The 25,454-nt window shown below is 31.2% G+C and carries 24 protein-coding genes and 1 tRNA gene; 21 read left to right on the top strand and 4 right to left on the bottom strand.

The window, feature by feature from the left end:
* Genes BT151_RS12750 through BT151_RS12740 form a run of 3 tightly spaced genes read left to right on the top strand, consistent with a single transcriptional unit; the run spans window position 1 to window position 1,885 of the window.
* A complete protein-coding gene (locus BT151_RS12750; protein WP_072402733.1) occupies window positions 1-1,008 on the top strand; it encodes an adenylate/guanylate cyclase domain-containing protein in 1,008 nt (335 codons plus the stop codon).
* Window positions 1,001-1,654, top strand: coding sequence for a hypothetical protein (locus BT151_RS12745; RefSeq protein ID WP_072402732.1), 654 nt, complete (start codon window positions 1,001-1,003; stop codon window positions 1,652-1,654). Before BT151_RS12750 ends, BT151_RS12745 begins: the two co-directional genes overlap by 8 nt.
* An 18-nt stretch (window positions 1,655-1,672) precedes the next feature.
* The gene (locus BT151_RS12740) at window positions 1,673-1,885 is read left to right on the top strand and encodes a hypothetical protein (protein WP_072402731.1); all 213 of its coding nucleotides are present in this window, start codon (window positions 1,673-1,675) and stop codon (window positions 1,883-1,885) included.
* Window positions 1,886-2,094: 209 nt separating this feature from the next.
* Here BT151_RS12740 and BT151_RS12735 read toward each other — a convergent pair whose 3' ends face one another.
* Both BT151_RS12735 and BT151_RS12730 read right to left on the bottom strand, forming a co-directional pair.
* Entirely contained in the window at window positions 2,095-3,294 is a 1,200-nt protein-coding gene (locus BT151_RS12735) for a site-specific integrase (protein WP_072402730.1), read from the bottom strand.
* A 204-nt stretch (window positions 3,295-3,498) separates the two neighbouring features.
* Window positions 3,499-3,573 (bottom strand) — tRNA-Pro (locus tag BT151_RS12730).
* A gap of 124 nt (window positions 3,574-3,697) precedes the next feature.
* Here BT151_RS12730 and BT151_RS12725 point away from each other — a divergent pair.
* The 10 genes from BT151_RS12725 (at window position 3,698) to BT151_RS18835 (ending at window position 14,917) form a co-directional block, all read left to right on the top strand.
* Window positions 3,698-5,998: a TonB-dependent receptor family protein gene (locus tag BT151_RS12725; RefSeq protein WP_245794842.1), complete on the top strand. Its 2,301-nt coding sequence runs from the start codon at window positions 3,698-3,700 to the stop codon at window positions 5,996-5,998.
* 20 nt (window positions 5,999-6,018) lie between these two features.
* Window positions 6,019-7,143, top strand: a complete 1,125-nt coding sequence (locus BT151_RS12720) for a PQQ-dependent sugar dehydrogenase (protein ID WP_072402729.1) — start codon at window positions 6,019-6,021, stop codon at window positions 7,141-7,143.
* An 11-nt stretch (window positions 7,144-7,154) separates the two neighbouring features.
* On the top strand, window positions 7,155-7,571 hold the full coding sequence (locus BT151_RS12715) for a c-type cytochrome (RefSeq protein WP_143144306.1): 417 nt from the start codon (window positions 7,155-7,157) through the stop codon (window positions 7,569-7,571).
* Window positions 7,572-7,635: 64 nt separating this feature from the next.
* Window positions 7,636-8,241 carry a uridine kinase gene (gene udk, locus BT151_RS12710; RefSeq protein WP_072402728.1) on the top strand — a complete coding sequence of 202 codons (606 nt, stop codon included), beginning with the start codon at window positions 7,636-7,638 and terminating at the stop codon, window positions 8,239-8,241.
* Between the two features lies 1 nt (window position 8,242).
* Window positions 8,243-8,557, top strand: coding sequence for an FtsB family cell division protein (locus BT151_RS12705; protein ID WP_072402727.1), 315 nt, complete (start codon window positions 8,243-8,245; stop codon window positions 8,555-8,557).
* A 2-nt stretch (window positions 8,558-8,559) separates the two neighbouring features.
* Entirely contained in the window at window positions 8,560-9,918 is a 1,359-nt protein-coding gene (locus BT151_RS12700; protein ID WP_072402726.1) for a methylmalonyl-CoA mutase subunit beta, read from the top strand.
* Window positions 9,908-10,585, top strand: a complete 678-nt coding sequence (locus tag BT151_RS12695; protein ID WP_072402725.1) for a hypothetical protein — start codon at window positions 9,908-9,910, stop codon at window positions 10,583-10,585. The genes BT151_RS12700 and BT151_RS12695 overlap by 11 nt, the downstream gene beginning before the upstream one ends.
* A gap of 1 nt (window position 10,586) precedes the next feature.
* Window positions 10,587-12,704 (top strand): methylmalonyl-CoA mutase, encoded by a 2,118-nt coding sequence (gene scpA / locus BT151_RS12690; protein WP_072402724.1) that lies wholly within the window; start codon window positions 10,587-10,589, stop codon window positions 12,702-12,704.
* A 170-nt stretch (window positions 12,705-12,874) separates the two neighbouring features.
* Window positions 12,875-13,693: a hypothetical protein gene (locus BT151_RS18840; RefSeq protein WP_245794840.1), complete on the top strand. Its 819-nt coding sequence runs from the start codon at window positions 12,875-12,877 to the stop codon at window positions 13,691-13,693.
* A 9-nt stretch (window positions 13,694-13,702) separates the two neighbouring features.
* A complete protein-coding gene (locus BT151_RS18835; protein ID WP_245794838.1) occupies window positions 13,703-14,917 on the top strand; it encodes an amidohydrolase family protein in 1,215 nt (404 codons plus the stop codon).
* A gap of 152 nt (window positions 14,918-15,069) precedes the next feature.
* Here BT151_RS18835 and BT151_RS12680 read toward each other — a convergent pair whose 3' ends face one another.
* Entirely contained in the window at window positions 15,070-17,829 is a 2,760-nt protein-coding gene (locus BT151_RS12680; RefSeq protein WP_072402723.1) for a M16 family metallopeptidase, read from the bottom strand.
* 203 nt (window positions 17,830-18,032) lie between these two features.
* Between BT151_RS12680 and BT151_RS12675 the strand changes: the two genes are divergently transcribed.
* The 8 genes from BT151_RS12675 to BT151_RS12640 all read left to right on the top strand — a co-directional run bounded on the left by BT151_RS12675 (window position 18,033) and on the right by BT151_RS12640 (window position 24,376).
* Window positions 18,033-18,797 carry a ParA family protein gene (locus BT151_RS12675; RefSeq protein ID WP_072402722.1) on the top strand — a complete coding sequence of 255 codons (765 nt, stop codon included), beginning with the start codon at window positions 18,033-18,035 and terminating at the stop codon, window positions 18,795-18,797.
* A 3-nt stretch (window positions 18,798-18,800) separates the two neighbouring features.
* Window positions 18,801-19,712 carry a ParB/RepB/Spo0J family partition protein gene (locus BT151_RS12670; RefSeq protein WP_072402721.1) on the top strand — a complete coding sequence of 304 codons (912 nt, stop codon included), beginning with the start codon at window positions 18,801-18,803 and terminating at the stop codon, window positions 19,710-19,712.
* Window positions 19,702-20,316 carry a DUF5683 domain-containing protein gene (locus BT151_RS12665; RefSeq protein ID WP_072402720.1) on the top strand — a complete coding sequence of 205 codons (615 nt, stop codon included), beginning with the start codon at window positions 19,702-19,704 and terminating at the stop codon, window positions 20,314-20,316. Before BT151_RS12670 ends, BT151_RS12665 begins: the two co-directional genes overlap by 11 nt.
* A 1-nt stretch (window position 20,317) precedes the next feature.
* On the top strand, window positions 20,318-21,022 hold the full coding sequence (gene dapB, locus BT151_RS12660; RefSeq protein WP_072402719.1) for a 4-hydroxy-tetrahydrodipicolinate reductase: 705 nt from the start codon (window positions 20,318-20,320) through the stop codon (window positions 21,020-21,022).
* A gap of 65 nt (window positions 21,023-21,087) precedes the next feature.
* Window positions 21,088-22,662 (top strand): signal peptidase I, encoded by a 1,575-nt coding sequence (gene lepB, locus BT151_RS12655; protein ID WP_072402718.1) that lies wholly within the window; start codon window positions 21,088-21,090, stop codon window positions 22,660-22,662.
* 45 nt (window positions 22,663-22,707) lie between these two features.
* Complete coding sequence (locus BT151_RS12650; RefSeq protein WP_072402717.1) at window positions 22,708-23,445, top strand: M15 family metallopeptidase; 738 nt, start codon at window positions 22,708-22,710, stop codon at window positions 23,443-23,445.
* Window positions 23,445-24,068: a WbqC family protein gene (locus BT151_RS12645; RefSeq protein WP_072402716.1), complete on the top strand. Its 624-nt coding sequence runs from the start codon at window positions 23,445-23,447 to the stop codon at window positions 24,066-24,068. Before BT151_RS12650 ends, BT151_RS12645 begins: the two co-directional genes overlap by 1 nt.
* The gene (locus BT151_RS12640; RefSeq protein WP_072402715.1) at window positions 24,068-24,376 is read left to right on the top strand and encodes a DUF6122 family protein; all 309 of its coding nucleotides are present in this window, start codon (window positions 24,068-24,070) and stop codon (window positions 24,374-24,376) included. The genes BT151_RS12645 and BT151_RS12640 overlap by 1 nt, the downstream gene beginning before the upstream one ends.
* A gap of 52 nt (window positions 24,377-24,428) precedes the next feature.
* Here the strand turns inward: BT151_RS12640 and BT151_RS12635 are convergent, their stop codons facing one another.
* Complete coding sequence (locus BT151_RS12635; RefSeq protein WP_072402714.1) at window positions 24,429-25,451, bottom strand: endonuclease/exonuclease/phosphatase family protein; 1,023 nt, start codon at window positions 25,449-25,451, stop codon at window positions 24,429-24,431.
* Between the last annotated feature and the right edge of the window lie 3 nt (window positions 25,452-25,454).

Below are 25,454 nucleotides of genomic sequence, written 5' to 3'. Positions count from 1 at the left end.
ATGAACATATATAAAGATTATATGGATGTAATTAAAGAAGCTGTAAGCTCTGATTCATCCAATTACATAAGAGAAGGTTTAGGTCAACCTGTAATTCAAAGATCGAAAGAACAATTTAATAATATCTATTTTAAGGCTTCTCAAAAGGATATTGCAGATAGCTTAAAAAGCTTTTCGAGTCAAATAGGAACAACAATAAATTATGAACAACAACTAGGTCTTCATCCAGATTTTGGGCATTTAAAAAATTCAAATTCAACAGAAGAACATTATATTGTTTCAGCTTTCATTGATATAAAAGGAAGTACAAACTTATTCAAGAAATTTGATAAGGAAACGATATTTTTAATTACTAATGCTATTCAAAGAGCAGGAATACATACAGCATTAATTTTTGGTGGTTATATACATAGATTACAAGGTGATGGAATTTTTGTTTATTTCGGAGGTAAAAACATGTCGCGAGAAAAGGCTGTTTTACAAGCACTACAAGCTGTTAGTGTATACACCCATTTTGTTAAAAACGATTTAAAAGAGTATTTTAATTCTCAAGGGATTGAAAATATATCAATCAGGACTGGAATAGATTTAGGGCATACCGAAGACGTATTATGGGGAAATGCTGGTATTGGGGAGATAAGTGAAGTAACTACTTGTAGTTTACATACGAGTTTAGCAAGTAAAATGCAATCTAGCGCACAAACTAATGGTATTGTCGTTGGCGAATTTGTTAAATCCGAATTAGAAAATAATGATGATTTATTCAAACCAGTTAGTCGCAGAACTGGAAATGAAAATGACAGATATATTTATAGAATTGCAGATAGAAATTTCAATTATACTCAATATGATTTCAATTGGGAGCTGTTCTTGAAAAAGCAACCATTCATTGCAGTAGACCAATTTGGTAATGCTATTCCTAAAGCCAACAACATTTTAGAACCTTTAACTGTTTCAAGTTTAAAACCTATTGCAAAATTAAGTAAACCATATTTTTCTTATGACTAATAGTCTACTAGAAAAAAATATTAATAGCTTTTTAAATACATATCCAAAATTCAAGTATTACGAACGTCCAAAAAAGAAATGTTCTATCCTTAAAGGTTTGATTGATATTTGCGATGTTGATGGCAATTATTGGGATTCATTTAAAATTGAAATCTTTATAGAAAAACAAAAATATCCATATTGTGTACCAATTGTTAAGGAAACAAGTACGAAAATAGAAAGAATTGATGAATGGCATATAAGTGAAGATGGCTTTTGTTGTTTGGATATAGATCATGAACTAGAATTTATGTCAAAACGTGGTATAAATATTATTACGTTCTATCAAGAAAAAGTATACCCATTCTTCACAAACGTGTTATATAAAATGAAAAATGGTAAATATGCTAATGAAGAATACATGCATCATTTTGATGGTGTAATACAATTCTACGAAGAAAGACTTAAATTGAATGATGTTTCTGTTATTATTAAAATACTCACATCTGTTAAGAATAATGATATTCCAGGTAGAAATCAATTTTGTGTTTGTGGTAAAGAAATTAAAATTAAAAATTGTCATTTAGGTACATTAGGGTTTTTAAAGAGTTTGCCAAAAGACAGAATACAGAGAGATTTAGATGGTTTTAATAATCTAAATAATTAAATTAATAAAAATAGAATTATGAATAAAATAACAGAATTAACCGAATTAAAAGTTGGCAACAAAATATACGCCCCAAAATTAGATACCTATTATCTTATAGTTGAGTATAGTTACAATGATATTCATAAAGATATGTACACCAATTTAAGTCCATCCAAAGAAAATCCAAATGAAAATGGATTTATGGCTACTTTAAGTACAATGATAGAATTGGGCTATTATAAGTGTTAAACTGAAATTCTATCCCATACACATTACGCTTCCCTCCTAGGTCGTCGCATAAAAAGTGTTCTATTAGCTTTAGTAGAAGAAACTTTTGAGAAGAAATTTTTTAAAGAAACTGTAGTAAGAACTTTCGCTTTTAACCAAAGCTCAAGTTACATAAAGCAGAACATTATAGTACAAATACTTCTCTAGCCATTTTTCTCTTGGTTTGTTCTTCAAAAACATTTTTCCAATCTTTCCATATCCTCACTCACCTTTCTTTCAATCACTTTTGCATATATCTGGGTAGTTGTGATTTTTCTATGTCCCAAAAGCTTTGATACAGTTTCAATAGGTACACCATTGCTCAGGGTTACCGTGGTAGCGAATGTGTGTCTTGCTATATGGAATGTGAGGTTCTTTCTTATCCTGCAAACATCCGCTATTTCCTTTAAATAGGAATTCAACTTCTGGTTTGATATGGTTGGGAACAGAGTTTCCTTATTTATGGAATTGGGATGTGTTTTATATTTTGCTATAATGCCTAATGCTTTTGATAACAATGGGATTTTCACTGGAACACTGGTCTTTTCCCTTTGTGAATATATCCATTGTTTTCCATCTATGCCTATACACAGATTATCTCTGGTCAAACCCATAACATCACCATAGGACAGCCCAGTATAACAACTAAAAACAAACAAATCTTTTATGAGTTGCAATCTTGGAATGTCAAACTGTTTATCCTCTATGGTTTGTAACTCATTTGTTGTTAAAAACGTTCTTTCCTTTCTTTCGTACTTGGCCTCAAACTTTATGAATGGGTCCTTTTCTATCCATTCCATCTTATAAGCTAGACTGACCATTTTTCTCAATCGTTCTATATGCTTCATGACCGTGTTGTTGCCCATGGATTTTTGGTGTCTTAAATAGCGTTCAAAATCAATGATGAACTTATAGCTTAATTGGGATAAAAACATATCCGTTGTTTTGTGCTTTTGCTTTAGAAAAAGATAAAGGTATTTATGGGTCGTAAAATAGTTCTTCTGTGTTCCCCATCGTAATGTGGACTTCATATGCTCATTATGATAGTCTATAATGTCTGATAATGCATGGTTGCTTATGCCATTATCCAGAAATGATGATTTGATCAACTGTGCTGTTACCAATTGGTTTTTATCCTTAAGCTCTTGATAGCTTTCAAAAAGTTCAGAATGTACCTGCTCCAGATAATTGTTGAATATCTTGGTCACGTCACTCAGTCCCTTTAACCTGTTTTTGTTGGCATCCCAATTGGATACAAGGAGTTTTCTTTTTAGTGATAATTCTGCACGTTTTCCATTCACTGTAATTCGGGCATAAAGGGGTGCTTTTCCGTTCTTGGCATTGGCTAGTTTTAACCAGAACAGAATACTGAAGGTGTTTGTGTTTTTCATACGTTTTGTTTTTAAGATTGAACATTAAAAACAAAAGTCAAATCAAAGTATTCGGTTACCTTTTTTATACGTTTTAAGACTTGGTAACCGAATTGGTCACATTTTTGACCAAACCAATTCAAATTAAATGATAGCCCTAAAACCACAAAAACTTGATAATCATACGATTACCAAGTTTTTGTTACTTATTGATTTGTTAAAAAGTCGGGGTGGCAGGATTCGAACCTGCGACCTCCGCGTCCCAAACGCGGCGCGATAACCGGGCTACGCTACACCCCGATTCTGGTTATCTGTAACGGGATGCAAATATACTTTTTTTATTCATTTAACAATTATAATTTTTAAAAATATTTTTTGTATAAAAATCAATAATTTAGCATCTATTAATTTTGAATGAGCCTGAATGCATTTTATAAAAAAAAGCCTTTTAATTTTTTTAATTATTCAAACGACGTACTGTAGTTACAGTCAGTCAAATATCAAAGGTAAAATAGTAGACAATGATAACTTTACACCCTTAGCGCTTTCTATAATAAAGAATGCAGAAACTAATTCGATTATAACATCAAATATAGATGGCACTTTTGAAATTAATATTTCTGGTACTTACTCATTTAAAAAAGAAGGGTATTTTGAAAAAATTATAGAACTTGAAGTAAACCAGTATTACATCATACAACTTAGCATTAACCCTTCTGAATTAAATGAAATTGTTATAAACGCAAATCACATTCCTAAAAAACTAAAAAAAGCAAGTGCTTCTATAAGTATTATTTCTTATAAAGATATTCAACGCTCAAACAATACAGACTTCGCTCCCATTTTAAATAGAACACCAGGTGTATTTATGCAAAGTGGTGCACTTAACACAAACCGGATTACAATAAGAGGTATTGGCTCAAGAAATCTTTTTGGAACTTCAAAAATTAGAGCTTATTTTAAAGATATTCCATTAACTAATGGCAGTGGATCTTCCACAATTGAAGATTTCGAATTAGCCTCAATATCACGTTTCGAAATTATTAAAGGTGCTGCTTCAAGTATTTATGGCGCTGGTTTAGGCGGTACTATTCATTTAACACCTCAAAATGCATATTTAAAAAACTTCAATCTTAATAGTGAATTATCTATTGGTTCTTTTGGTCTTATTAAAGGTATTATAAACGTAAATCATGGTACAACAAAAAATAGTCTCAGAGCTGTTTACAGTAATACACATAGTGATGGTTATCGTGAAAATAATGAATATGATAGGCAAACTATTACTCTAACATCAAATCATTTTTTAAGTGATAAAGATGAATTATCTTTTTTAGGTAGTTATGTTGATTTAAAAGCATTCATACCAAGTTCAATTGATGAAAATACTTATTTAACAAATCCAAAATCAGCAGCATTTACATGGAAACAAGCAAAAGGTTACGAAGATTCTCAACGAGGTATTTTTGGGGTTTCTTGGAACCACGAATACAATACTACTTTAAAACAAGCAACTAGTATTTTCACTTCATTTAGAAATGCATACGAACCACGACCTTTTAATATACTAAAAGAAAAAACCTTTGCTATAGGTTTAAGAAGTCGATTATTAGGAAAATTTAAATTATTTAAAAACAATCTTGAATGGACTTTAGGAGCTGAGTTTTTTAAGGACACTTATAATTACGGAACTTTTGAAAATTTATATGAAGATTTCACTTCTGGCACAGGGAGTGTTGAAGGCAACAGACTATCAGATTTTAAAGAAAACAGAGATTACTACAATGTTTTTGCTGAAGTAAATTATGAATTTTCAGAAAAAACAACTATTTCTATTGGTTTAAATTTAAACAAAACATCCTATAAATTAAATGATAATTTTCCGGTTTCAGATTCAAATCCAGACCAATCAGGTGATTTTAAATTTAAAAACATAATCTCGCCAAAATTTGGAATATCACATTTAATTTCAAAAGACTTAAGTGTTTACTCTAATGTAAGCCATGGTTTTTCACCTATTTCACTTGAAGAAACTCTACTTCCAGATGGGCAAATAAATACTGGCTTAAAACCAGAAACTGGTTGGAATTTTGAAATAGGTACACGAGGATCTATTTTAAACAATCGTTTACAATTTAGCGCTTCCGTTTATCAACTAAATATTAAAAATCTTTTGGTTTCTCGTAGAGTGGACGAAGACCAATATATTGGTGTTAATGCTGGCAAAACACAACATAATGGATTAGAACTAGATTTAAATTACAAATGGGTTTCAAAAGAATCCGTATCAATTAGCTCTTTTATAAACTACACGTTAAATAATTTCACTTTTAAAAAATTTATTGATGATACAGAAGACTATTCTAGAAATGATTTAACCGGAGTTCCATCTAATGTTTTTAATGCAGGAATTGATTTTGATATGGCAATAGGCTTTTATGGAAACATTAATTATCAATATATAGGTGAAATGCCAATAACAGATAGTAATAGTTTGTATTCTTCAAGCTACAACCTTACCAACTTAAAAATTGGTTATAAAATAAATCTTAATAAAAAGCTAAAATTAAATGCTTTCTTAGGCTTAAATAATATCTTTGATGAACACTATGCATCTCAAATTCTGATAAATACTTCAGGTTTTGGTGGTAGTGCACCTAGATATTATTATCCTGGAAACCCTGTAAATTATTATACAGGAATAAATATTAATTATATTTTTTAATGTAAACCATATATAAAAAAATGAAATACATCCATTCATTACTGTCATTCCTTTTTATCACTTTTAATGCTTGTGCACAACAAGCAGCATCTGAGGTTAAAGCCGAAGAGCCTACTAATATAGATTACACAACCGAATTGGTAGTTCCAGATATAAATATTCCTTGGGGAATGACATTTCTTCCTGATGGCAGCATGCTAATTACAGAAAAAACTGGAGAATTAATTCATTTTAAAGATGGTAAAAAAACAATTATTGATGGTGCTCCAGAAGTATATGTTAGAGGTCAAGGCGGATTATTAGATATAAAGCTTCATCCAGAATACGAAAAAACCGGTTGGATTTACATCACCTTCAGCTCATCTGAAGGAGATGAAGATGGGGGAAACACCGCATTAATTAGAGCTAAATTAAATGGTAATACACTTGTTGAAAAACAATTACTATACAAGGCCACACCTAACACAAAAAAGGGGCAACATTTTGGTTCTCGTATAGAATTTGATGATGATGGATACCTTTACTTCTCTGCTGGCGAACGCGGTGAGCGCGATATAAATCCGCAAGATATAACTCGCGATGGCGGTAAAATCTACAGATTAAATGACGATGGAAGCATCCCTACTGATAACCCATTTGTAAATAATAAAAATGCGAAACCAGCTATTTTTAGTTATGGCCACAGAAACCCCCAAGGCATGGCAAAAAACCCTTATACAGGAGCCATTTGGGTTAACGAACACGGTCCACAAGGAGGAGATGAGATTAATATTATAGAAAAAGGAAAGAATTATGGTTGGCCAGTAATTTCATATGGAATAAATTATAGCGGCACCTCTTTTACAGATATAACAGAAAAGGAAGGCATGGAACAACCACTTTTTTATTGGGTTCCATCAATCGCTCCAAGCGGTATGGCTTTTGTTACATCTAATATATACCCAAATTGGAAAGGTAATATATTGGTTGGTTCATTAAAATTCTCGTATTTAGAGCGATTAGAATTAAAAAACAACAAAGTTGTAAAACGCGAAAAATTATTAGAAGGTTTAGGTCGTGTTAGAAATGTAATTCAAGGTCCTGATGGCTATATTTATGTAGCTATTGAAGGAAAAGGGATTGTTAAAATTGTTCCAAATAAATAAAATTAATTAAAATGAAATTGATAGCAACTAGAATTGCAGCAATAATATTCTTTTTTTTATTAAACTCTAATACAGAGGCTTTTTCTCAAACCGACTCTTTAAAACTGAGTATAGAAAGAGGTAGCGAAATTTACACAGATTTCTGTATTACATGCCACATGCCAACTGGAAAAGGTGTTGAAAATACATTTCCACCGTTGGCAAAATCCGATTATTTAATGGAAAACCGTGAAGCCAGCATAAAAGGCATCAAGTATGGACAAAAAGGTGAAATTGTTGTAAATAAAAAAACCTACAATGGTTATATGGCACCGTTAGGTTTGGGTGATGATGAAATTGCCGACGTTATGAATTACATTACAAATAGTTGGGGTAATAAAAATGACAAAATAGTCACAGAACAAGAGGTTTCAAATATCAAAAAATAGATAATTTAATTATAAATGATTAACATTTAACTAACTTTGCACAACGTTAATTAAACAAAAAATCATGCTTATAATAGGAATTGCAGGTGGTACAGGTTGTGGTAAAACAACAGTTGTCAACCAAATTATAAATGAACTACCTGAAGGTGAAGTTGGTATTATCTCCCAAGATTCTTATTACACAGATACTACACATCTTAGCTATGAAGAACGTGTAAAAATAAACTTTGATCACCCAAGATCTATAGATTTTGATCTTTTAGTTAAACATTTAAAAGAATTAAAAAAAGGAAAACCAATACACCAACCTGTGTATTCTTTCGTTAAACATAATAGAACTGGTGATACTATTTTAACACATCCAAGAAAAGTAATGATTGTTGAAGGTATCTTAATTCTTACAAATCCTGAATTAAGAAAAATGTTTGATATTAAAATATTTGTACATGCAGATAGTGATGAACGCTTAATAAGACGCTTAAAACGTGACATTACAGATCGTGGAAGAGATTTAGATGAGGTTCTTAACAGATACAAAACAACGTTAAAACCAATGCACAATCAGTTTATAGAACCCACAAAAGAGTATGCAGATATTATAATTCCTAACAACCATTACAACACTGTAGCTATAGATATTGTAAAAACAATAATAAACGATAAACTTTAAAATGTCTTTTTTCAAGCATAAATATTTTAAACCATTCAAAAACATATTCGTCCTTTTCCTGGTTGGATTTGCTGTTTGGATGCTTTTTTTTGATGCTAATTCCTGGTTAATTCATCATGAATTAAATACGGATATTGAAGATTTAGAAAACGAAAAAGAGTATTACAAAAAAGAAATTCAAAAAGACAAAAAAGCTATAAAAGAATTAAGTACAGAAGAAGGTTTAGAAAAATTTGCTAGAGAGGAATATTACATGAAGCGTGAAAACGAAGAAATTTATATTATTGAATATGAAGATAGTTTAAAAACTGAATAAGCATGAGTACCAAGTTGTTTAGTGAATTTAATTCGGTTTCTTCAAAACAGTGGAAACAAAAAATTCAATTTGATTTAAAAGGAGCTGATTATAACGATACTCTAGTTTGGAAAACTAATGAAGATATTTCTGTTAAACCTTTTTACCACTCAGATGATTTTAATGAATTACCAGAAATTTCGAATACAAAAGCAACACAGTGGAAAATTTGTCAATCTATTTTTGTTGCTGATGTAGAAAAATCGAATTTAAAAGCTATTAACGCAATTGAAAGAGGTGCAGAAAGCATTCAATTTATTATTCCAACAGAAGACATTTCTATTGAAAATTTAATTAAAAATATAGATTTAGATAAAATTACTCTTCATCTTAAATTACAATTTCTTTCAGAAAATTTCACAAAAAAGCTCTCAGTAATTTCAGCAAAAGCAGGAATTTATACTCACTTAGATATCATTGAAAATCTTACTAAAACTGGAAATTGGTTTAACAGCTTAAAAGAAGATTTTCAAAAATTTGAAAACATTACAAAAATCACAAATTCATTTACTATTGATACTTCTATTTATCAAAATGCTGGAGCAACAATGGTGCAGCAACTTGCCTATGGCTTAGCTCATGCAAATGAATATTTAAACATTCTAGATGAAAAATCATCTAAACTTAATGCCATTTTTAAAGTTTCTATAGGCACTAATTATTTTTTTGAAATTGCCAAATTAAGAGCATTGCGCAAACTTTGGGATACTTTAGCATCAGAATACAACATCAACAAAAATTGCCAAATTATTGCAACACCAACAAAACGCAACAAAACACTTTATGATTATAATACAAACATGTTGCGAACCACAACAGAATGCATGAGTGCTATACTTGGTGGTGCCAATACAATATGTAATTTACCATATGATGCTATTTATCATAAAGACAATAAGTTTGGCGAACGCATAGCAAGAAATCAGTTGTTAATTTTAAAACATGAAAGCTATTTTAATAAAGTAGATAATCCTTCAGATGGTTCATACTACATAGAAAACTTAACCAATCAATTAGCCGAAAAAGCTTTAGATTTATTTAAAAATATTGAAGCAAATGGTGGTTTTTTAAATCAATTAAAAGAAGGCACTATTCAGCGAAAAATAAAAGAAAGTGCAGCAAAAGAACAGCAACAATTTAACGATGGCGAAGAAGTTTTATTAGGTACTAACATACATCCTAATACAAATGACAAAATGAAAAATGAGTTAGAAATTTATCCTTTTGTAAAAACAAATCAAAAAAAAACTTTGATTGAACCCATAATAGAAAAACGATTAGCAGAAAATTTAGAACAAAAACGATTAAAAAATGAAAATTAAAATGAACTTAAAAATTACACTTATTACTTTTTTATTAGCATTTACTTTTTTTGGTTGCAAAAAAGAAAACACTTTTACAGATTATAAATATGCGGACAAACCAGCATTTTTAACTTGTGATGGAGTAAACGTAAAACTATATCAAGAAGCATTATATAGTTTTGAAGATGACATCTTAAATTTTTACAGCAAAAACAACGCAAAAGCAACATTAGTTTCATCCTATTCTCAATTAATGAGAAATTCCATTTATGGTAGAATAAAATATGAAGACATCATTTCTGCACACACACTTAAAGTTTTTGAAGCTTTAAAAAATGAAGTCAATTTATGGGATGCAAACAATACAAAAAGCCATTTAAACTATAATAGTAAGGTTGTTAAATGTATTTCAAATAATATGCAGGATAAAAATCTACAAACCACTTTTAATGCGCTTGTAACAACCAATAGTATGTCTCCAAAACTATTTGGAACTCCTTTAATGACTAAATACAGAACGGCTTTAAACGATAAACATTTGGCAACATATATTGCTTTAGATTTATATTATGCCAAGTTATTTGATATCGATTTTTCTAAAGTGAATTTAGACAAGCCAGATGAAGCAAATCTTGATTTCAATGTAATTCCGCAAAAATCAAATACCAACACAGAAGCAAAATAATTTGAGGAAAAATCTTCAACATATTAAACTAAAGTCGGAAACTCAAAGCCAAAAGCCAGAAGAAAAAACATTTTTAACCGCTGAAGGAATTGAGGTTAAATCTGTTTATTCAAAAAAAGACGTTGAAGGTTTAGAACACCTAAATTTTGTAGCTGGGATTGCTCCTAATTTACGCGGACCATACTCCACAATGTATGTTCGCAGACCTTGGACTATACGTCAATATGCTGGTTTTAGTACTGCAGAAGAAAGTAACGCTTTTTACAGAAGAAATCTTGCCGCAGGACAAAAAGGCCTCTCTGTCGCTTTTGATTTAGCAACGCATAGAGGTTATGATTCAGACCACGAACGTGTAGTTGGAGATGTTGGAAAAGCAGGAGTTGCTATTGATTCGGTTGAGGACATGAAAATACTCTTTGACCAAATTCCATTAGATGAAATGTCGGTTTCAATGACCATGAATGGCGCCGTTCTTCCTATTATGGCATTTTATATTGTAGCTGCCGAAGAACAAGGTGTAAAACCCGAACAGCTTGCAGGAACCATTCAAAATGATATTCTAAAAGAATTTATGGTGCGTAATACTTATATTTATCCACCAACTCCTTCAATGAAAATCATTTCAGATATTTTTGAATTTAGCAGTAAAAACATGCCTAAATTCAACAGTATTAGTATTTCTGGTTACCATATGCAAGAAGCTGGTGCGACATGTGATATTGAATTGGCGTACACTTTAGCAGACGGGCTAGAGTACATAAGAAAAGGATTATATGCAGGTATGAATATTGACACCTTTGCTCCTCGCCTATCTTTCTTTTGGGCTATTGGCATGAACCATTTTATGGAAATTGCCAAAATGCGAGCAGCAAGGATACTTTGGGCGAAAATTGTAAAGCAATTCAATCCTAAAAATGAAAAATCTTTAGCTTTACGTACGCATTGTCAAACCTCTGGTTGGAGTTTAACAGAACAAGATCCATTTAATAATGTAGCCAGAACAACTATTGAAGCTGCTGCTGCTGCTTTTGGAGGAACGCAAAGTTTACATACCAATGCATTAGATGAAGCTATTGCTTTACCAACCGATTTTTCAGCACGTATAGCACGTAATACACAAATATTTTTACAAGAAGAAACTAAAATAACTAAAACAGTTGATCCTTGGGCAGGTAGCTATTATGTGGAGAAACTCACACATGATATCGCTCAAAAAGCATGGAAACTTATTGAAGAAGTTGAAGAACTTGGCGGCATGACAAAAGCTATTGAAGCTGGAATACCCAAAATTAGAATTGAAGAAGCTGCCGCTAAAAAACAAGCTCGAATAGATTCTTCCCAAGATATTATTGTTGGAGTTAATAAATACAGACTTGCACAAGAAGATCCTATTTCAACACTAGAAGTAGATAATCAAACCGTTAGAAACGCCCAAATTGAGAGTTTAAATAAGATTAAAGCCAACAGAAATTCAGAAAAAGTAAAAACCACTTTATCAAAATTAACGGATGCTGCACGTACAGGACAAGAAAATTTACTAGCTTTAGCTATTGATGCTGCTCGAGAACGTGCAACACTTGGTGAAATAAGCGATGCTTTAGAAGTTGAGTTTGGACGTTATAAAGCTCAAATAAAATCATTTTCTGGTGTGTATAGTAAAGAAATTAAAAACGACAAATCTTTTAAAAAAGCTCAAGAATTAGCAGATAAGTTTGCTGAACAAGATGGTAGAAGGCCACGTATAATGATTGCCAAAATGGGACAAGACGGTCACGACCGCGGTGCCAAAGTCGTTGCTACAGGTTATGCAGATGTTGGTTTTGATGTAGATATTGGTCCATTATTTCAAACACCTCAAGAAGCTGCTAAACAAGCTGTAGAAAACGATGTGCATATTTTAGGTGTATCATCATTAGCCGCAGGGCACAAAACTTTAGTGCCACAAGTTATTGAAGCTTTAAAAAATTATGGTCGCGATGATATTATGGTTATTGTTGGTGGCGTAATACCTAAACAAGATTATCAATATTTATTTGATGCTGGTGCCATAGCTGTTTTTGGACCTGGCACTAAAATTAGCGATGCAGCTATTAAGATTTTAGAAATTTTGATTGATTAAAGTTCTTCCCTAATTTCACTTAACATTAGATACAAAGCATCAAAACGATTTCATTTCATTTAGTTAAATCACATTCAAATTGTTTATGCTTGCTGATATACTATAAAGAATCCATTTTGTAGAAAACATATAAATTACTATCTTCCTACATTACTAAAAATCAACCAAATATGAAAATACAATTTCTCTACTTGCCTTTCGTTTTATTGTTGCTTAATTCATGTAAACAAGAAGACCCCAAAGTATCCTCATTGGTCAATTATCAAGGAGATGAAACATATTCCGTCATTTTCGGCAATACCACTGTAGGACATCTTAAAACCCAAACTTTTGGAGATACCATTCAAGTAGATTATGATTATAAAAATAATGGTAGAGGTCCTACTATGAAAGAAACTATTATATTAAATATAGATGGTTTTCCTGTTCAATGGAATATTACTGGAAACTCTACATTTGGAAATGCTATAGATGAACATTATACACTAAATGGAACTAATGCCTCATGGACTGATGCGACAGGTAGTGATAGTATTACAGTAGATAACGCTTTGTGGTATGTGAATCAATCAGGAAGTCCTTATTCAGCAATTCTTACAGCACGTAGTCTATTAAAATCATCCGATTATTCAGCAAATGTGTTACCAGCAGGTAGATTGCAGATTAAAGAAATGGAAAAAACTACTATTAAAGTTGATTCAACAACCTTAGACCTTACCACTTATGCTATATCTGGAGCCGATTTGAATCCTTCATATTTTATTAGCGATAGTAACCAACGTTTGTTTGCTGTTATTAGTCCATCGTTTGTTATTGTGCGCAAAGGGTTTGAAGTAAAAGAAAAAGAACTTCGAGCTTATGCCGAAAAATATTCTACTGAAAGATTTGAAACACTACAAAAAAAATATGCCCATAACTATGGAAAAAAGGTGCGTATTTCCAACGTAAGAATATTTGACCCCAATACTTTATCTCTCACAGCACTTTAATCAGTATTAGTGGATGGCGAGTTTATCAAAAGTATCGAAGCACCTGATGCCAAGGGAGAAGATGAAGTTGTTATTGACGGTGCAAATGGCACTTTGGTAGCTGGTATGTATGAAATGCATGCTCATACTGGAGATGAAGATGCTTTACTAAATATATTGGCAGGAGTTACATCTTTTAGGGATATGGGAAATCATAATGAAGTACTGGACGAGTTAGTCAAAAAGATTAATTCAGGTGTTTTGGCTGGACCTAGAATTCATCGATTGGGCTTTATTGAAGGACAGAGTGAGTATAGTGCTAATAATGGAATTGTGGTTTCCAGCGAAGAAGAAGCTTTAAAAGCCGTAGAAAGTTACCACGACATGGGCTTTTACGGAGTAAAACTATACAATTCTATGAATGGAGATTGGGCACCAGCTATTGTTAAAAAGGCGCATGAGTATGGAATGTTTGTATGTGGTCATGTGCCTGCATTCTCCAATGCTAATAACATGTTAGAAGCTGGTTTTGACGAAATGACCCATATCAATCAAACCATGTTGGGTTGGGTGCTGGAACCAGAAGAAGACACACGTACCCTACTTCGTCTTACGGCATTAAAAAGATTCCCTTCACTAGACCTTAATAGTCCCAAGGTACAGGAAACCTTGGATTTATTTGTTAAAAACAAGACTGCAATCGACCCAACCTTAGCTATCCACGAAGTCTTGATGAAAGCTAGAAATGGGGAAGTCTGGGAAGGCACTAAAGATTTCATAGATTATATGCCTCCAAATTCCCAACGAGGGTTTAAGGTGGCCTTATCAGATATTGCTTCCGCAGAAGACGACCAAGCTTATAGTGAGGGTTTTGAAAAAATTGTTGAGACCTTAAAAATGATGAAGAAGAAAGGGATCTTTATTGTTCCTGGAACAGATTTGGGAGGCGCTTTTTTCTACCATCGTGAGTTAGAACTTTACCAACAATTAGGTTATACACCTGCAGAGTTGGTAAAACTGGCTACCTATGATATGGCTAAATATTTAGGGGATGAGAATCTTGGAAGTATTGCTCCTGGCAAATTGGCTGATTTCTTCTTAATTCCTGGAAATCCAGTAGAGAATATCAAAGCCATAAAAACTATTTCAATGGTATCTAGTGGTGGCACTTTTTATTACCCAAGTGAAGTATACCCTGCCTTTGGCATCCACCCCTTCGCTCCTATACCAGAAGTACAAGATTAAAAAACGAAACCCACAGATTATTATTAGAAACATTAACTATATACTATTATTTATACTTAATCAAAATAGCAACTAATTGTCTAAATAAGCCTAAAACAAAAAAGAGCCAATTAATAAAATATAAATTGGCTCTTTTTATTTAAAATTTTAAACTAATCTACTTTCTTTTCTTCCTTGTTAATATCGTATTCAACAAAATCTCCTGCATTTACAACAGTCCAGTTATCAAAGGTTTTAAAGTATTTTTTAATAACTTTATTTACATCTTCAACAGTTAAGTTTGTTACTTGGTCTTCAATGTTTTTATAAAACATCATATCTCTGTCATAATACAAGTTATTATTAATTACTCCTGATAGCTCGTTGTCTTTCGCTCTTGAGACATTTTCGCCTTGAACCCAACTATTTACAGCTACTTTAAGCTCATCTTCAGTAATACCATCTTCAATAAATCGGGCAATTTCCTCACTAAAACCTTTTTGCACTTTAGATGCATTTTCTGGAGCATAAATAGCATATACCAAAATAGAAGAGTTTTTTTCTTCTGGATTTGAATCAACACTTACACGTCCTCCTGCACCATAACTTACACCATCTTTTTGGCGTAAACGACCAGCAATTCTTGAATTTAAAAATCCTCCTCCAAATATGGAACTCGCTACTTCTAAAGCTGCATAATCTTCATCTACTTGACTTCCCTCAAAATTCATAACACCTATACTAATAGCGTTTTTCTTGTCTGGAGTTTTAATTTTTTCGTTACCTGCAATATTAAGTGAATATTTATCTTTAATTAGCTCATAAGGCTTATCTACTTTAAAATCTGCAAAAGTAGTTTCAAAATAATCTTTTAACTTTTTCTCATCAATATTACCAATAGCAACTAAACTGGCATTGTCTGAAATACCATAAAAATCATTATAATAAGCTTGGATAGCTTCTAATGATACTGTATTTATTTCGTCAATATCTTCCTCAATAGTTGTTGCATGTAACGGATGTCCTTTTTCATATTTTTGATTTAACAACCCTAATTGTTTACTTGCTAAAAATTGAGGTTCTGTTTTATTTTGCTCAATACTTGCTAAATCTTGTGTTTTAAGTTTTTCTAATTCTTCTCCGTCAAATTTTGGATTTTTAAGCATGTCTGTCATTAATGCTAATGCTTCCATAAGATACTCTTCTGTCGTATTTATATTAGCACTAATTCTTCCATTAGAACCTGAAAAACGAATTGAAGATTTTATAGCACTTAACTTATCTTGAATGTCTTGTTTAGTATTATTTGCGGTTCCTTTATCTAACATTCTGGAAGTGTAGCTTGCTATACGTCCTTTATTCATAAAGTCATTAATATTACCGTTTCTAATAGTAAACGATAGTGTTACAGTTTCACCTCTATTATCTTTTTGAATAAATCCATATTCAATTGGTGTGTTGTTGAGCTCTCCAGAATTTAGTCTGTTTTGAATATTTTCATAAGATACATCAAAAGCTTCACCAGCGTTTAAGGCTTCTTTTCCTTTGTACGACTTCACTAATTCATCTAAGCCTTGGGTATGTTCGATTTCTACACGAATAGGTTTCTCAGCTGGAATAAAATTTCCAACAGTTCTATTGGTATTAATAAAATATCTTTGAATTGCTTCATTTACTTTTTCAATGGTCATACTTTCAACACGATCTCTTTGAATTAAAGATAACCTCCAATCTCCTGCTCCAATAAATTCACTCATATAAGTTCCTAAGTAAGCTGAATTTCTACTAATTTGATCGTATTGTTTTAACAAATTAGCTTTGGCTCTATCTACTTCCTCTTTAGTAACTGGGTTATTTTTTAAATCATCTAAAAGTGTTAACATTGTTTTTTCAGCTTCAGAAAGTGATTTATCTGAAGGTACATTAACATTAATATACATGAAACTAGGCTCTTTTGTAAAAGGAATATAAGAATACATGCTTGCTGCTTTTTTTCCATCAATTAAAGCCTTGTATAATCTACCAGATGGGTTATCAGTTAAAATTTCTTCAGCAATTGTTATAGCTGCATAATCTTCATGAGACCCTGCTGGTGTATGATATAACGCTGATAAAATTTGTAAATCGCCTACACGACTTAAAGTAACGCGTTTTTCACCATCTTGAGCAGGCTCTATAGTTGGAACATCATTTAGTGGAATTTCTGGATTTTTAATTCCAGAAAACTTTTTATCAATAAGTTCTAAAACCTTTTCTTTTTCAAATTTACCTGTAACCATTAAAACGGCATTATCTGGCCTGTAATATTTTTTATAAAAAGCCTGTAAATTTTCGATAGGAACACGCTCGATATCTGAGCGATTACCTATTGTAGCTTGACCATAATTATGCCACAAATAAGCTGTATTAATAACTTTTAAGCGCAATACATTTGATGGTGAATTCTCGCCACTTTCAAACTCATTTCTTACTACTGAAAATTCAGATTCTAAATCTTTCTTAGCTATATATGAGTTAACCATTCTATCTGCCTCTAAATCTAAAGCCCATTCTAAATTTTCGTCTGTGGCATTAAAAGCTTCAAAATAGTTTGTACGGTCATAATAGGTTGTTCCGTTTGGTCTTGCACCATGCTCAGTTAATTCTTTAGGTATGTCTGGATGATTAGGCGTGCCTTTAAAAACCATATGTTCCAATAAATGCGCCATACCTTTTTCTCCATAACCCTCATGTCTTGATCCTACTTTATAAGTAATATTAACCGTAATGGTTTGTGATGAATTATCTGGAAACAATAATACTTTTAGCCCATTATCAAGCATATATTCAGTAATGCCTTCAACTTGAGCTGTTTGTTTCATTTGTGCTTCTGCTGTAAAGTTTAGAGTTACAGTAACTAAGAAAAGCATAATAATTTGATTGATTTTTTTCATGACTATGTTGTTTTTTCTTATTTCTTAAATATATAACTTAAGATTTTTAAAAATGTTAAAATTATTTTAAGAATTAAAAATATTTAAAATCCAGCATATTAAATTAATTAGTTGAGTTTTCAGTTTAGCTATTTATTAACAAGTTCCGTTTTTATTCCTCATAAATAATTGTATTTTTACCGTTAATAAAACCAAATCATTTAATGGGTAAAATCATTGCAATTGCTAATCAAAAAGGCGGAGTTGGAAAAACAACTACCTCTATTAACTTAGCCGCTTCACTAGGCGTTTTAGAAAAAAAAGTTTTACTTATAGATGCTGACCCTCAAGCAAATGCAACTTCTGGAATAGGTATAGATGTAGAATCTGTAGAAATTGGCACATACCAACTTTTAGAACATTCTAATACAGCAAAAGAAGCTATAATAAGCACAGAAACACCAAATTTAGATATTATTCCCGCACATATTGACCTTGTTGCTATAGAAATAGAACTTGTTGATAAAGACGAACGGGAGTACATGCTAAAAAAAGCATTAAAAGAAATAAAAGATGATTACGATTATATACTAATTGATTGCGCACCATCGCTAGGTTTATTAACCTTAAATGCCTTAACTGCTGCTGATGCTGTAATCATACCTATACAGTGTGAGTATTTCGCATTAGAAGGTCTAGGAAAACTTTTAAACACTATTAAAAGTGTTCAAAAAATTCATAATCCTGAATTAGATATTGAAGGATTACTCCTAACCATGTATGATTCAAGATTAAGATTATCTAACCAAGTGGTAGAAGAAGTACAAAAGCACTTTAACGATATGGTTTTCGATACTATTATACAACGTAACGTTAAACTAAGTGAAGCACCAAGTTATGGCGAGAGTATCATTAATTACGACGCTAGTAGCAAAGGTGCTACTAATTACTTAAGTTTGGCTAAAGAAATTATCAATAAAAACTCCTAATTTATGGCTAAGGCAACTAAAAAACAGGCTTTAGGTAGAGGTTTATCTGCATTATTAAATGACCCGAGTAATGACATTCAATCGATACAAGATAAAAATGCCGATAAAGTTATAGGTAATATTGTTGAGTTAGATGTTGATTTTATTGAGGTTAACCCTTTTCAACCACGTACAAATTTTAGCGAAGAATCTTTACGCGAGTTAGCTTCTTCTATTAAAGAATTAGGCATTATTCAACCTATTACAGTTAGAAAATTAGGCCTAAATAAATTTCAATTAGTTTCTGGTGAGCGTCGTTTTAGAGCTTCTAAATTAATTGGTTTAGAAACTATTCCTGCCTATGTAAGAATTGCTAACGACCAAGAATCGTTAGAAATGGCTTTGGTTGAAAACATTCAACGTCAAGATTTAGATCCTATTGAAATTGCATTATCATACCAAAGATTAATTGACGAAATTAATCTTACTCAAGAACAAATGAGTGAGCGTGTGGGAAAAAAACGTTCAACTATTGCTAACTATTTACGCCTATTAAAACTAGATCCTATCATTCAAACAGGTATGCGTGATGGTTTTATTTCTATGGGGCATGGTCGTGCTTTAATTACTATTGAAGATCAAACTATTCAATTAGATATCTATGAAAAAATACTATCTAAAAAACTATCTGTTAGAGAAACTGAAAGTTTAGTTCGTAACTTTAATTCTGCAGAAAATAGTACTGTACCTTCAAAAAATGAAGAAAATGATGAGATTCCAAAACACATCAAAAAAGGAATTAGCACATTTTCAGAATACTTTGGACACAAAATTGACGTTAAAGTCTCTAAAAACGGAAAAGGAAAAATCACTATTCCATTTCATTCAGAAGAAGATTTTAATCGTATTAAAAAATTAGTTGAAGGTGCTAAATAAATATCTAATAGCAAGTATACTATTACTTTTGTGTTGTTTTTCTTTGATAGCTCAAGATAAAGATTCAAAAAAAAAACAAATTCTTGAAGAAGTTGTTGTAGACTCTATTATAGAAATAAGAGAACCTATAAACCCCCTTTCTCCAGCAAAAGCTGCTTTTTATTCTGCCATTTTACCTGGTCTAGGACAAGCCTACAATAAAAAATACTGGAAAATTCCGCTAGTTTATGGTGCCATTGGTACAGGTGTTTATTTTTATGTAACTAATAATAAGGAGTACAATAGATATAGAGATGCCTATAAAAGCAGAATTGCCGGATTTACAAATGATGAATTTTATTTAGATAGCCAAGGCAATCAATTAGCTACTCCTAGAGTAACTATTGAAGGCTTAGAACGCGCACAAAAATTTTATAGAAAAAATAAAGAAATATCGCTTTTAGTAACTATTGGGCTTTATGCATTAAATATTATTGACGCTAATGTAGATGCGCATTTAATGCAATATAATGTGGATGAAAATCTATCATTAGCGCCGCATTATAAGATAGACGAATTTGATGCTTCTAGCAGTCTTGGATTAACCTTAAATTTTAAATTTTAGAATGAAAATTGCTTTACTTGGATACGGAAAAATGGGTAAAACTATTGAGCAAATCGCCATCAAACGCGGACACGATATTGTTTTAAAAATTGATAAAGGTGATAGTAATTATGATATTACTAAAGCCGATGTTGCCATAGACTTTAGTATCCCAACTGTGGCTTTTAACAATATTTCTAATTGTATAAATAATGATGTGCCTGTTATTTCTGGTACAACTGGTTGGTTGGATAATTATGATAAGGCAGTTGCCTTATGTAAAGAAAAAAATGGTGGTTTTATTTACGCATCAAACTATAGCTTAGGTGTTAATATATTTTTCGAGTTAAATAAAACACTTGCTAAAATGATGAATACACTAAAACAGTATAGTGTTTCTATGGAAGAAATTCATCACACTCAAAAACTAGATGCTCCAAGCGGAACTGCTATTTCCCTAGCCAATGATATTATTTCAAATAATGAAAATTTTAAGGATTGGAAATTAGACGAAAAAGGAGAATCCATTATTCCTATAGTGGCTAAACGTATTGAAGATGTTCCTGGAACGCATACTATAAATTACGAAAGCGAAGTTGATACTATTACTATTGAACATGTTGCTCACAACAGACAAGGTTTTGCTTTAGGCGCAGTTATTGCCGCGGAGTGGATTGTTGGAAAAAATGGTGTTTTCACCATGAACGACGTGTTAAATATTGGTTAATACTATTTAAATATGTAACAACTTCAATGCTTGTTACTACTAATAAAAAATAAAATTTTAAGATTATGACGTGGACACAATGGTTTATATTCATATTAATTATACAAGTAATTCACGGTTTAGGTACTTGGAAATTATATATTAAAGCTGGAAGACAAGCTTGGGAAGCTTTTGTTCCTGTTTATAATGGTGTTATTTTAATGAAGATAATCAATCGTCCTTGGTGGTGGGTTATTCTATTATTTTTACCTATCGTTAACCTTATTATGCTGGCGGTTGTTTGGGTAGAAACTGCTAGAAGTTTTAGAAAAAACACAACATTAGATACATTTTTAGCTGTCATTACATTAGGCTTTTATAATTTTTATTTGAATTATATTGCTGATGTAAATTATATTAAAGACAGAAGTATACACCCAAAATCAAATTCTGGAGAGTGGACAAGTTCTATACTTTTTGCAATTGTAGCTGCAACTATTGTACACACTTATTTTATACAACCGTTTACAATTCCATCATCATCGTTAGAAAAATCATTATTGGTTGGCGACTTCTTGTTTGTAAGTAAATTTAATTATGGCGCTAGAGTTCCTATGACTACGGTTGCTGCGCCAATGGTACATGATACTATTCCTATTTTAGGAAAGAAATCCTATTTATTTGACGATCATAAAGACAGTAAATCTTGGAAAAACAAATTACAATTACCCTATTTAAGACTTCCAGGTTTTGAAAAGATAGAAAGAAATGAAATAGTGGTTTTCAATCAACCAGCAGATACACTTCTGGATATGAATAATTTTCATCCAGACAGAAACTACTATAAACCTATAGACAAAAAAACCAATCTAGTAAAACGTTGTGTTGCAATAGCTGGCGATTCGCTTGAAGTACGTGATGGGTTTGTTTATATAAATGGTGTGAAAAATGAATTACCAGATAGAGCTCACTTACAATTTAGTTACCTAGTTCAACCTAAAACAAATCAATTTAACCCGAAATTTTTAAAGGATCGTTACGATATTACAGATGGATTTGGCATCATTAATAATCAAAATACTTACTATTTCTCAGCAATTTCTGATGAAGCTTTAGCTAAATTTAAAAACCATCCTAATGTTGCTAGTATAACACCTAATATAAAAGAAAAAGGAGTTAGAGATTCTGGTGTTTTTCCTCATGACCCTAATTATAATTGGAATGTAGATTTCTTTGGTCCATTATATATTCCTGAAGAAGGAAAAACTATTGATATCAATTTAGAAGTCTTACCGCTTTATAAACGTGTTATTACGGAATATGAAGGCAACACTTTACAAGTAAAAGGCAATCAAATTTTAATTAATGGAGAAGTAGCTAACACTTATACTTTTAAACAAAATTATTATTGGATGATGGGAGACAACCGTCACAACTCTATAGATGCAAGAGCTTGGGGCTTTGTTCCTTTTAACCATGTTGTTGGTAAACCTGTATTTATTTGGATGAGTTGGGATGGAAAAAGCCCACGTTGGGAGCGTTTCTTTACCACTGTTAGTGGAAATGGAAAAGCAACCTCTTATCTTCTGCCCTTTATCGTACTATTAATAGCTTATTTTGGTATTAGATATTGGTCAAGGAAAAGATTACAAAAAGAATAATTATTTTACCGAAATTTAACTTTTAAAGAAACGATTAAACATTTTATGAGCGTTAAAAGTTTTATAGTTATTTGTTTTTCTATTATTTTCAGTTTCGAAAATAAAGCTGTTTCGCAAGATACTGTTCAACATGATATTATTTATAAAGATTTAGTATTAGGCAAATTCAACTATAAAAACAACAAGCTTTTTGTTAAGGTAAACCCTATACATTCCTCAAAAACTATTTACTTAAATAAAGAGGTTTATAATGCTTTTACTAACATGTTTAATCAGGCTAAAACAGATAGTATTGATTTAAAAATTATTTCTGGAACTAGAAATTTTAGTGAACAGAAATCTATTTGGGAGAGAAAATGGGATAAATATAAAAATCTTCAACCTATTGACCGTGCAAAACAAATTTTAGAATATAGTTCTATGCCGACAACTTCAAGACATCATTGGGGAACTGATATGGATTTGAACAGTTTAAGCAATTCCTACTTTAAAAAAGGCAAAGGAAAAAAAGAATATGAATGGTTAGTGAAAAACGCCAGTAAATATGGATTTTACCAGGTTTATACAAATAAAGAAAATGGTAGAACAGGTTATAATTTAGAAATGTGGCATTGGTCTTATATCCCATTGGCAACCAAATATCTTAACTTTTATAGTAAGCATATTAATTATCAAGATATAAACGGTTTTAAAGGTTTTGAGCTTGCTGAAAAACTGAATATTATTAATGATTATGTGAATGGAATTTCTGAAGAATTAAAAATGGCAACGTTAATTAACTAATGAACATTATAATCCATCCAACATACTTCCCTAACATAGCACATTTTGCAGCAATGATAAATGCTAAGGAAATCGTCTTTGAAATGGATGATAGTTTTTTAAAGCAAACTTATAGAAATCGCGCTTACATATACGGGGCTAACGGAAAACTGGCATTAAATATTCCTGTTATTCACTCACAAAAAAATCGTCAAAAATATAGAGATGTAAAAATTTTTAATGAAGAAAATTGGCAAGATATTCATTGGAAATCATTGCTTTCTGCATACAGAACTTCTCCTTTTTTCGAATATTATGAAGATGAACTTTTACCTTTATTCACCCAAAAAGCTGATTATATTCTAGACTTCAACTTAAAGTGCTTTGAAGTTGTTTGCGATTGTTTACAGTTAGATTTAAATATTTCTAAAACCGAAACTTACCAAAAAATAATTGAGGATAAAACAGACTTTAGATATTTAGTAAATGCTAAAAAAGAAATGTTGCAACAGTTTGATAATTACACCCAAGTTTTTAGTGACAAACATGGATTTACTCCCAATTTAAGCATCTTAGATTTACTTTTTAATGAAGGTCCAAATACTTTAAATTATTTAGAATCTCAAACCTTAGCTCTCAAATAATGCTACAAACTTTAGCGCATTATGGGTGCCATATTTTTATCCCATTAATAGTTGCTTTAATTTGGTATAAACCCAAATGGAAGGTCGCTTTTTTAATTATGCTATCTGGTATGCTAATTGATTTAGACCACTTATTGGCAAATCCAATTTTTGACCCAAATAGATGTAGTATTGGGTTTCATCCGCTTCACTCCTCTTTTGCGATTACATTCTATTTGTTTCTTTTATTTCCTAAAAAATCAAGATTATTAGCATTAGGCTTAGTGATACATATTATTGCAGATTTGGTAGATTGTGCTTTAATGTAATACTCTTATTTATAAAAAAACAGGTTACCAAAGTCGTTCAGCAATAAGTTAATTATTCTAAACTCAAAGTCGCCATTATTGGATAATGATCAGAATAATGTTCATTATAAGCTTTAAATCCATTTACTGAAAAGGCATCATCAGCAAAAATAAAGTCTATTCGAACTGGGAAAAATTTAAAATCGTAAGTACGTCCAAAACCGTTTCCGGATTCTTTAAATGTATCTTTTAAATCACCTTTAATTTTTCTGTATACATACGAAAAAGCGGTATTATTAAAATCGCCACAAATCACCATTTTGTAGTGACACTTTTTTTTATGTGCTAAAAATAATTCAGTTTGGAATTGCTGCATTTTAAAAGTTGTTCCTATTCTATTAAAAAGTTTTTCTGAATTTTCCTTTTTTAAGCTTTCAACTTTTGTATCTATACGCAATGATTCTAGGTGAATATTATATATTCTTATGGTGTCTTTTTCTTTAACAATATCGGCATAAATAGCGTTATTTGCTGTATTTGGAAACTCAACAGAACCAGAATTAATAATAGGATATTTCGAATAAATTGCTTGTCCAGATTTTATTTTTTTACCAGAAAGTTTTTCAAATTTATATTTAAAGAAAGATAAATCTATATTATCCTGCGGATGATATTCCTGAATACTTAACACATCTGGTGATTCTGTCTTTACAAAATCTATAATTTTGGTTTCAATATCTTGTTCTGTAAGCCAATCGTACAAATTAAAAAGTCTCACATTATAATTCATGACTTTTAAATTTCCATGGCTTTCAATTTTTTTTGAAGATGAAAACTTATATAAAGAGCCAAAAGAAAAATAGCCTATTACAAGGACTAAAAGCGATAACATTAATTGCTTTTTTAACCTGATTAACCAATACAAAAAACATAAGGCATTAATTAGAATTAAAAACGAAACACCTAAATTAACTACAGATAAAATGGAAAATGTTTTTGGAGGTAAAAAAGGTAAAATATATGATAAGAGTAGTAATATTGCGACTACTACATTTATGAAATAGATAATTTTATTTATAAAACTTAATTTTTTCATTTA

Origin of the sequence: Flaviramulus basaltis (assembly GCF_900114265.1) — a bacterium.
In the GTDB taxonomy this organism is placed as follows: Bacteria; Bacteroidota; Bacteroidia; order Flavobacteriales; family Flavobacteriaceae; genus Flaviramulus; species Flaviramulus basaltis.
The sequence above is the reverse complement of the archived record's forward strand: the minus strand, read 5'-3'. Positions and strand labels throughout refer to the sequence as shown.

Coding starts and splice junctions, on each gene's coding strand:
- BT151_RS12670 (WP_072402721.1), top strand. CDS start 18,801: ATGGCTAAGGCAACTAAAAAACAGGCTTTAGGTAGAGGTTTATCTGCA.
- udk (WP_072402728.1), top strand. CDS start 7,636: ATGCTTATAATAGGAATTGCAGGTGGTACAGGTTGTGGTAAAACAACA.
- lepB (WP_072402718.1), top strand. CDS start 21,088: ATGACGTGGACACAATGGTTTATATTCATATTAATTATACAAGTAATT.
- dapB (WP_072402719.1), top strand. CDS start 20,318: ATGAAAATTGCTTTACTTGGATACGGAAAAATGGGTAAAACTATTGAG.
- BT151_RS12675 (WP_072402722.1), top strand. CDS start 18,033: ATGGGTAAAATCATTGCAATTGCTAATCAAAAAGGCGGAGTTGGAAAA.
- BT151_RS12725 (WP_245794842.1), top strand. CDS start 3,698: ATGCATTTTATAAAAAAAAGCCTTTTAATTTTTTTAATTATTCAAACG.
- BT151_RS12680 (WP_072402723.1), bottom strand. CDS start 17,829: ATGAAAAAAATCAATCAAATTATTATGCTTTTCTTAGTTACTGTAACT.
- BT151_RS12645 (WP_072402716.1), top strand. CDS start 23,445: ATGAACATTATAATCCATCCAACATACTTCCCTAACATAGCACATTTT.
- BT151_RS12740 (WP_072402731.1), top strand. CDS start 1,673: ATGAATAAAATAACAGAATTAACCGAATTAAAAGTTGGCAACAAAATA.
- BT151_RS12700 (WP_072402726.1), top strand. CDS start 8,560: ATGAGTACCAAGTTGTTTAGTGAATTTAATTCGGTTTCTTCAAAACAG.
- BT151_RS12650 (WP_072402717.1), top strand. CDS start 22,708: ATGAGCGTTAAAAGTTTTATAGTTATTTGTTTTTCTATTATTTTCAGT.
- BT151_RS12635 (WP_072402714.1), bottom strand. CDS start 25,451: ATGAAAAAATTAAGTTTTATAAATAAAATTATCTATTTCATAAATGTA.
- BT151_RS12705 (WP_072402727.1), top strand. CDS start 8,243: ATGTCTTTTTTCAAGCATAAATATTTTAAACCATTCAAAAACATATTC.
- BT151_RS12720 (WP_072402729.1), top strand. CDS start 6,019: ATGAAATACATCCATTCATTACTGTCATTCCTTTTTATCACTTTTAAT.
- BT151_RS12750 (WP_072402733.1), top strand. CDS start 1: ATGAACATATATAAAGATTATATGGATGTAATTAAAGAAGCTGTAAGC.
- BT151_RS18840 (WP_245794840.1), top strand. CDS start 12,875: ATGAAAATACAATTTCTCTACTTGCCTTTCGTTTTATTGTTGCTTAAT.
- BT151_RS12640 (WP_072402715.1), top strand. CDS start 24,068: ATGCTACAAACTTTAGCGCATTATGGGTGCCATATTTTTATCCCATTA.
- BT151_RS12735 (WP_072402730.1), bottom strand. CDS start 3,294: ATGAAAAACACAAACACCTTCAGTATTCTGTTCTGGTTAAAACTAGCC.
- BT151_RS12745 (WP_072402732.1), top strand. CDS start 1,001: ATGACTAATAGTCTACTAGAAAAAAATATTAATAGCTTTTTAAATACA.
- BT151_RS12715 (WP_143144306.1), top strand. CDS start 7,155: ATGAAATTGATAGCAACTAGAATTGCAGCAATAATATTCTTTTTTTTA.
- BT151_RS12695 (WP_072402725.1), top strand. CDS start 9,908: ATGAAAATTAAAATGAACTTAAAAATTACACTTATTACTTTTTTATTA.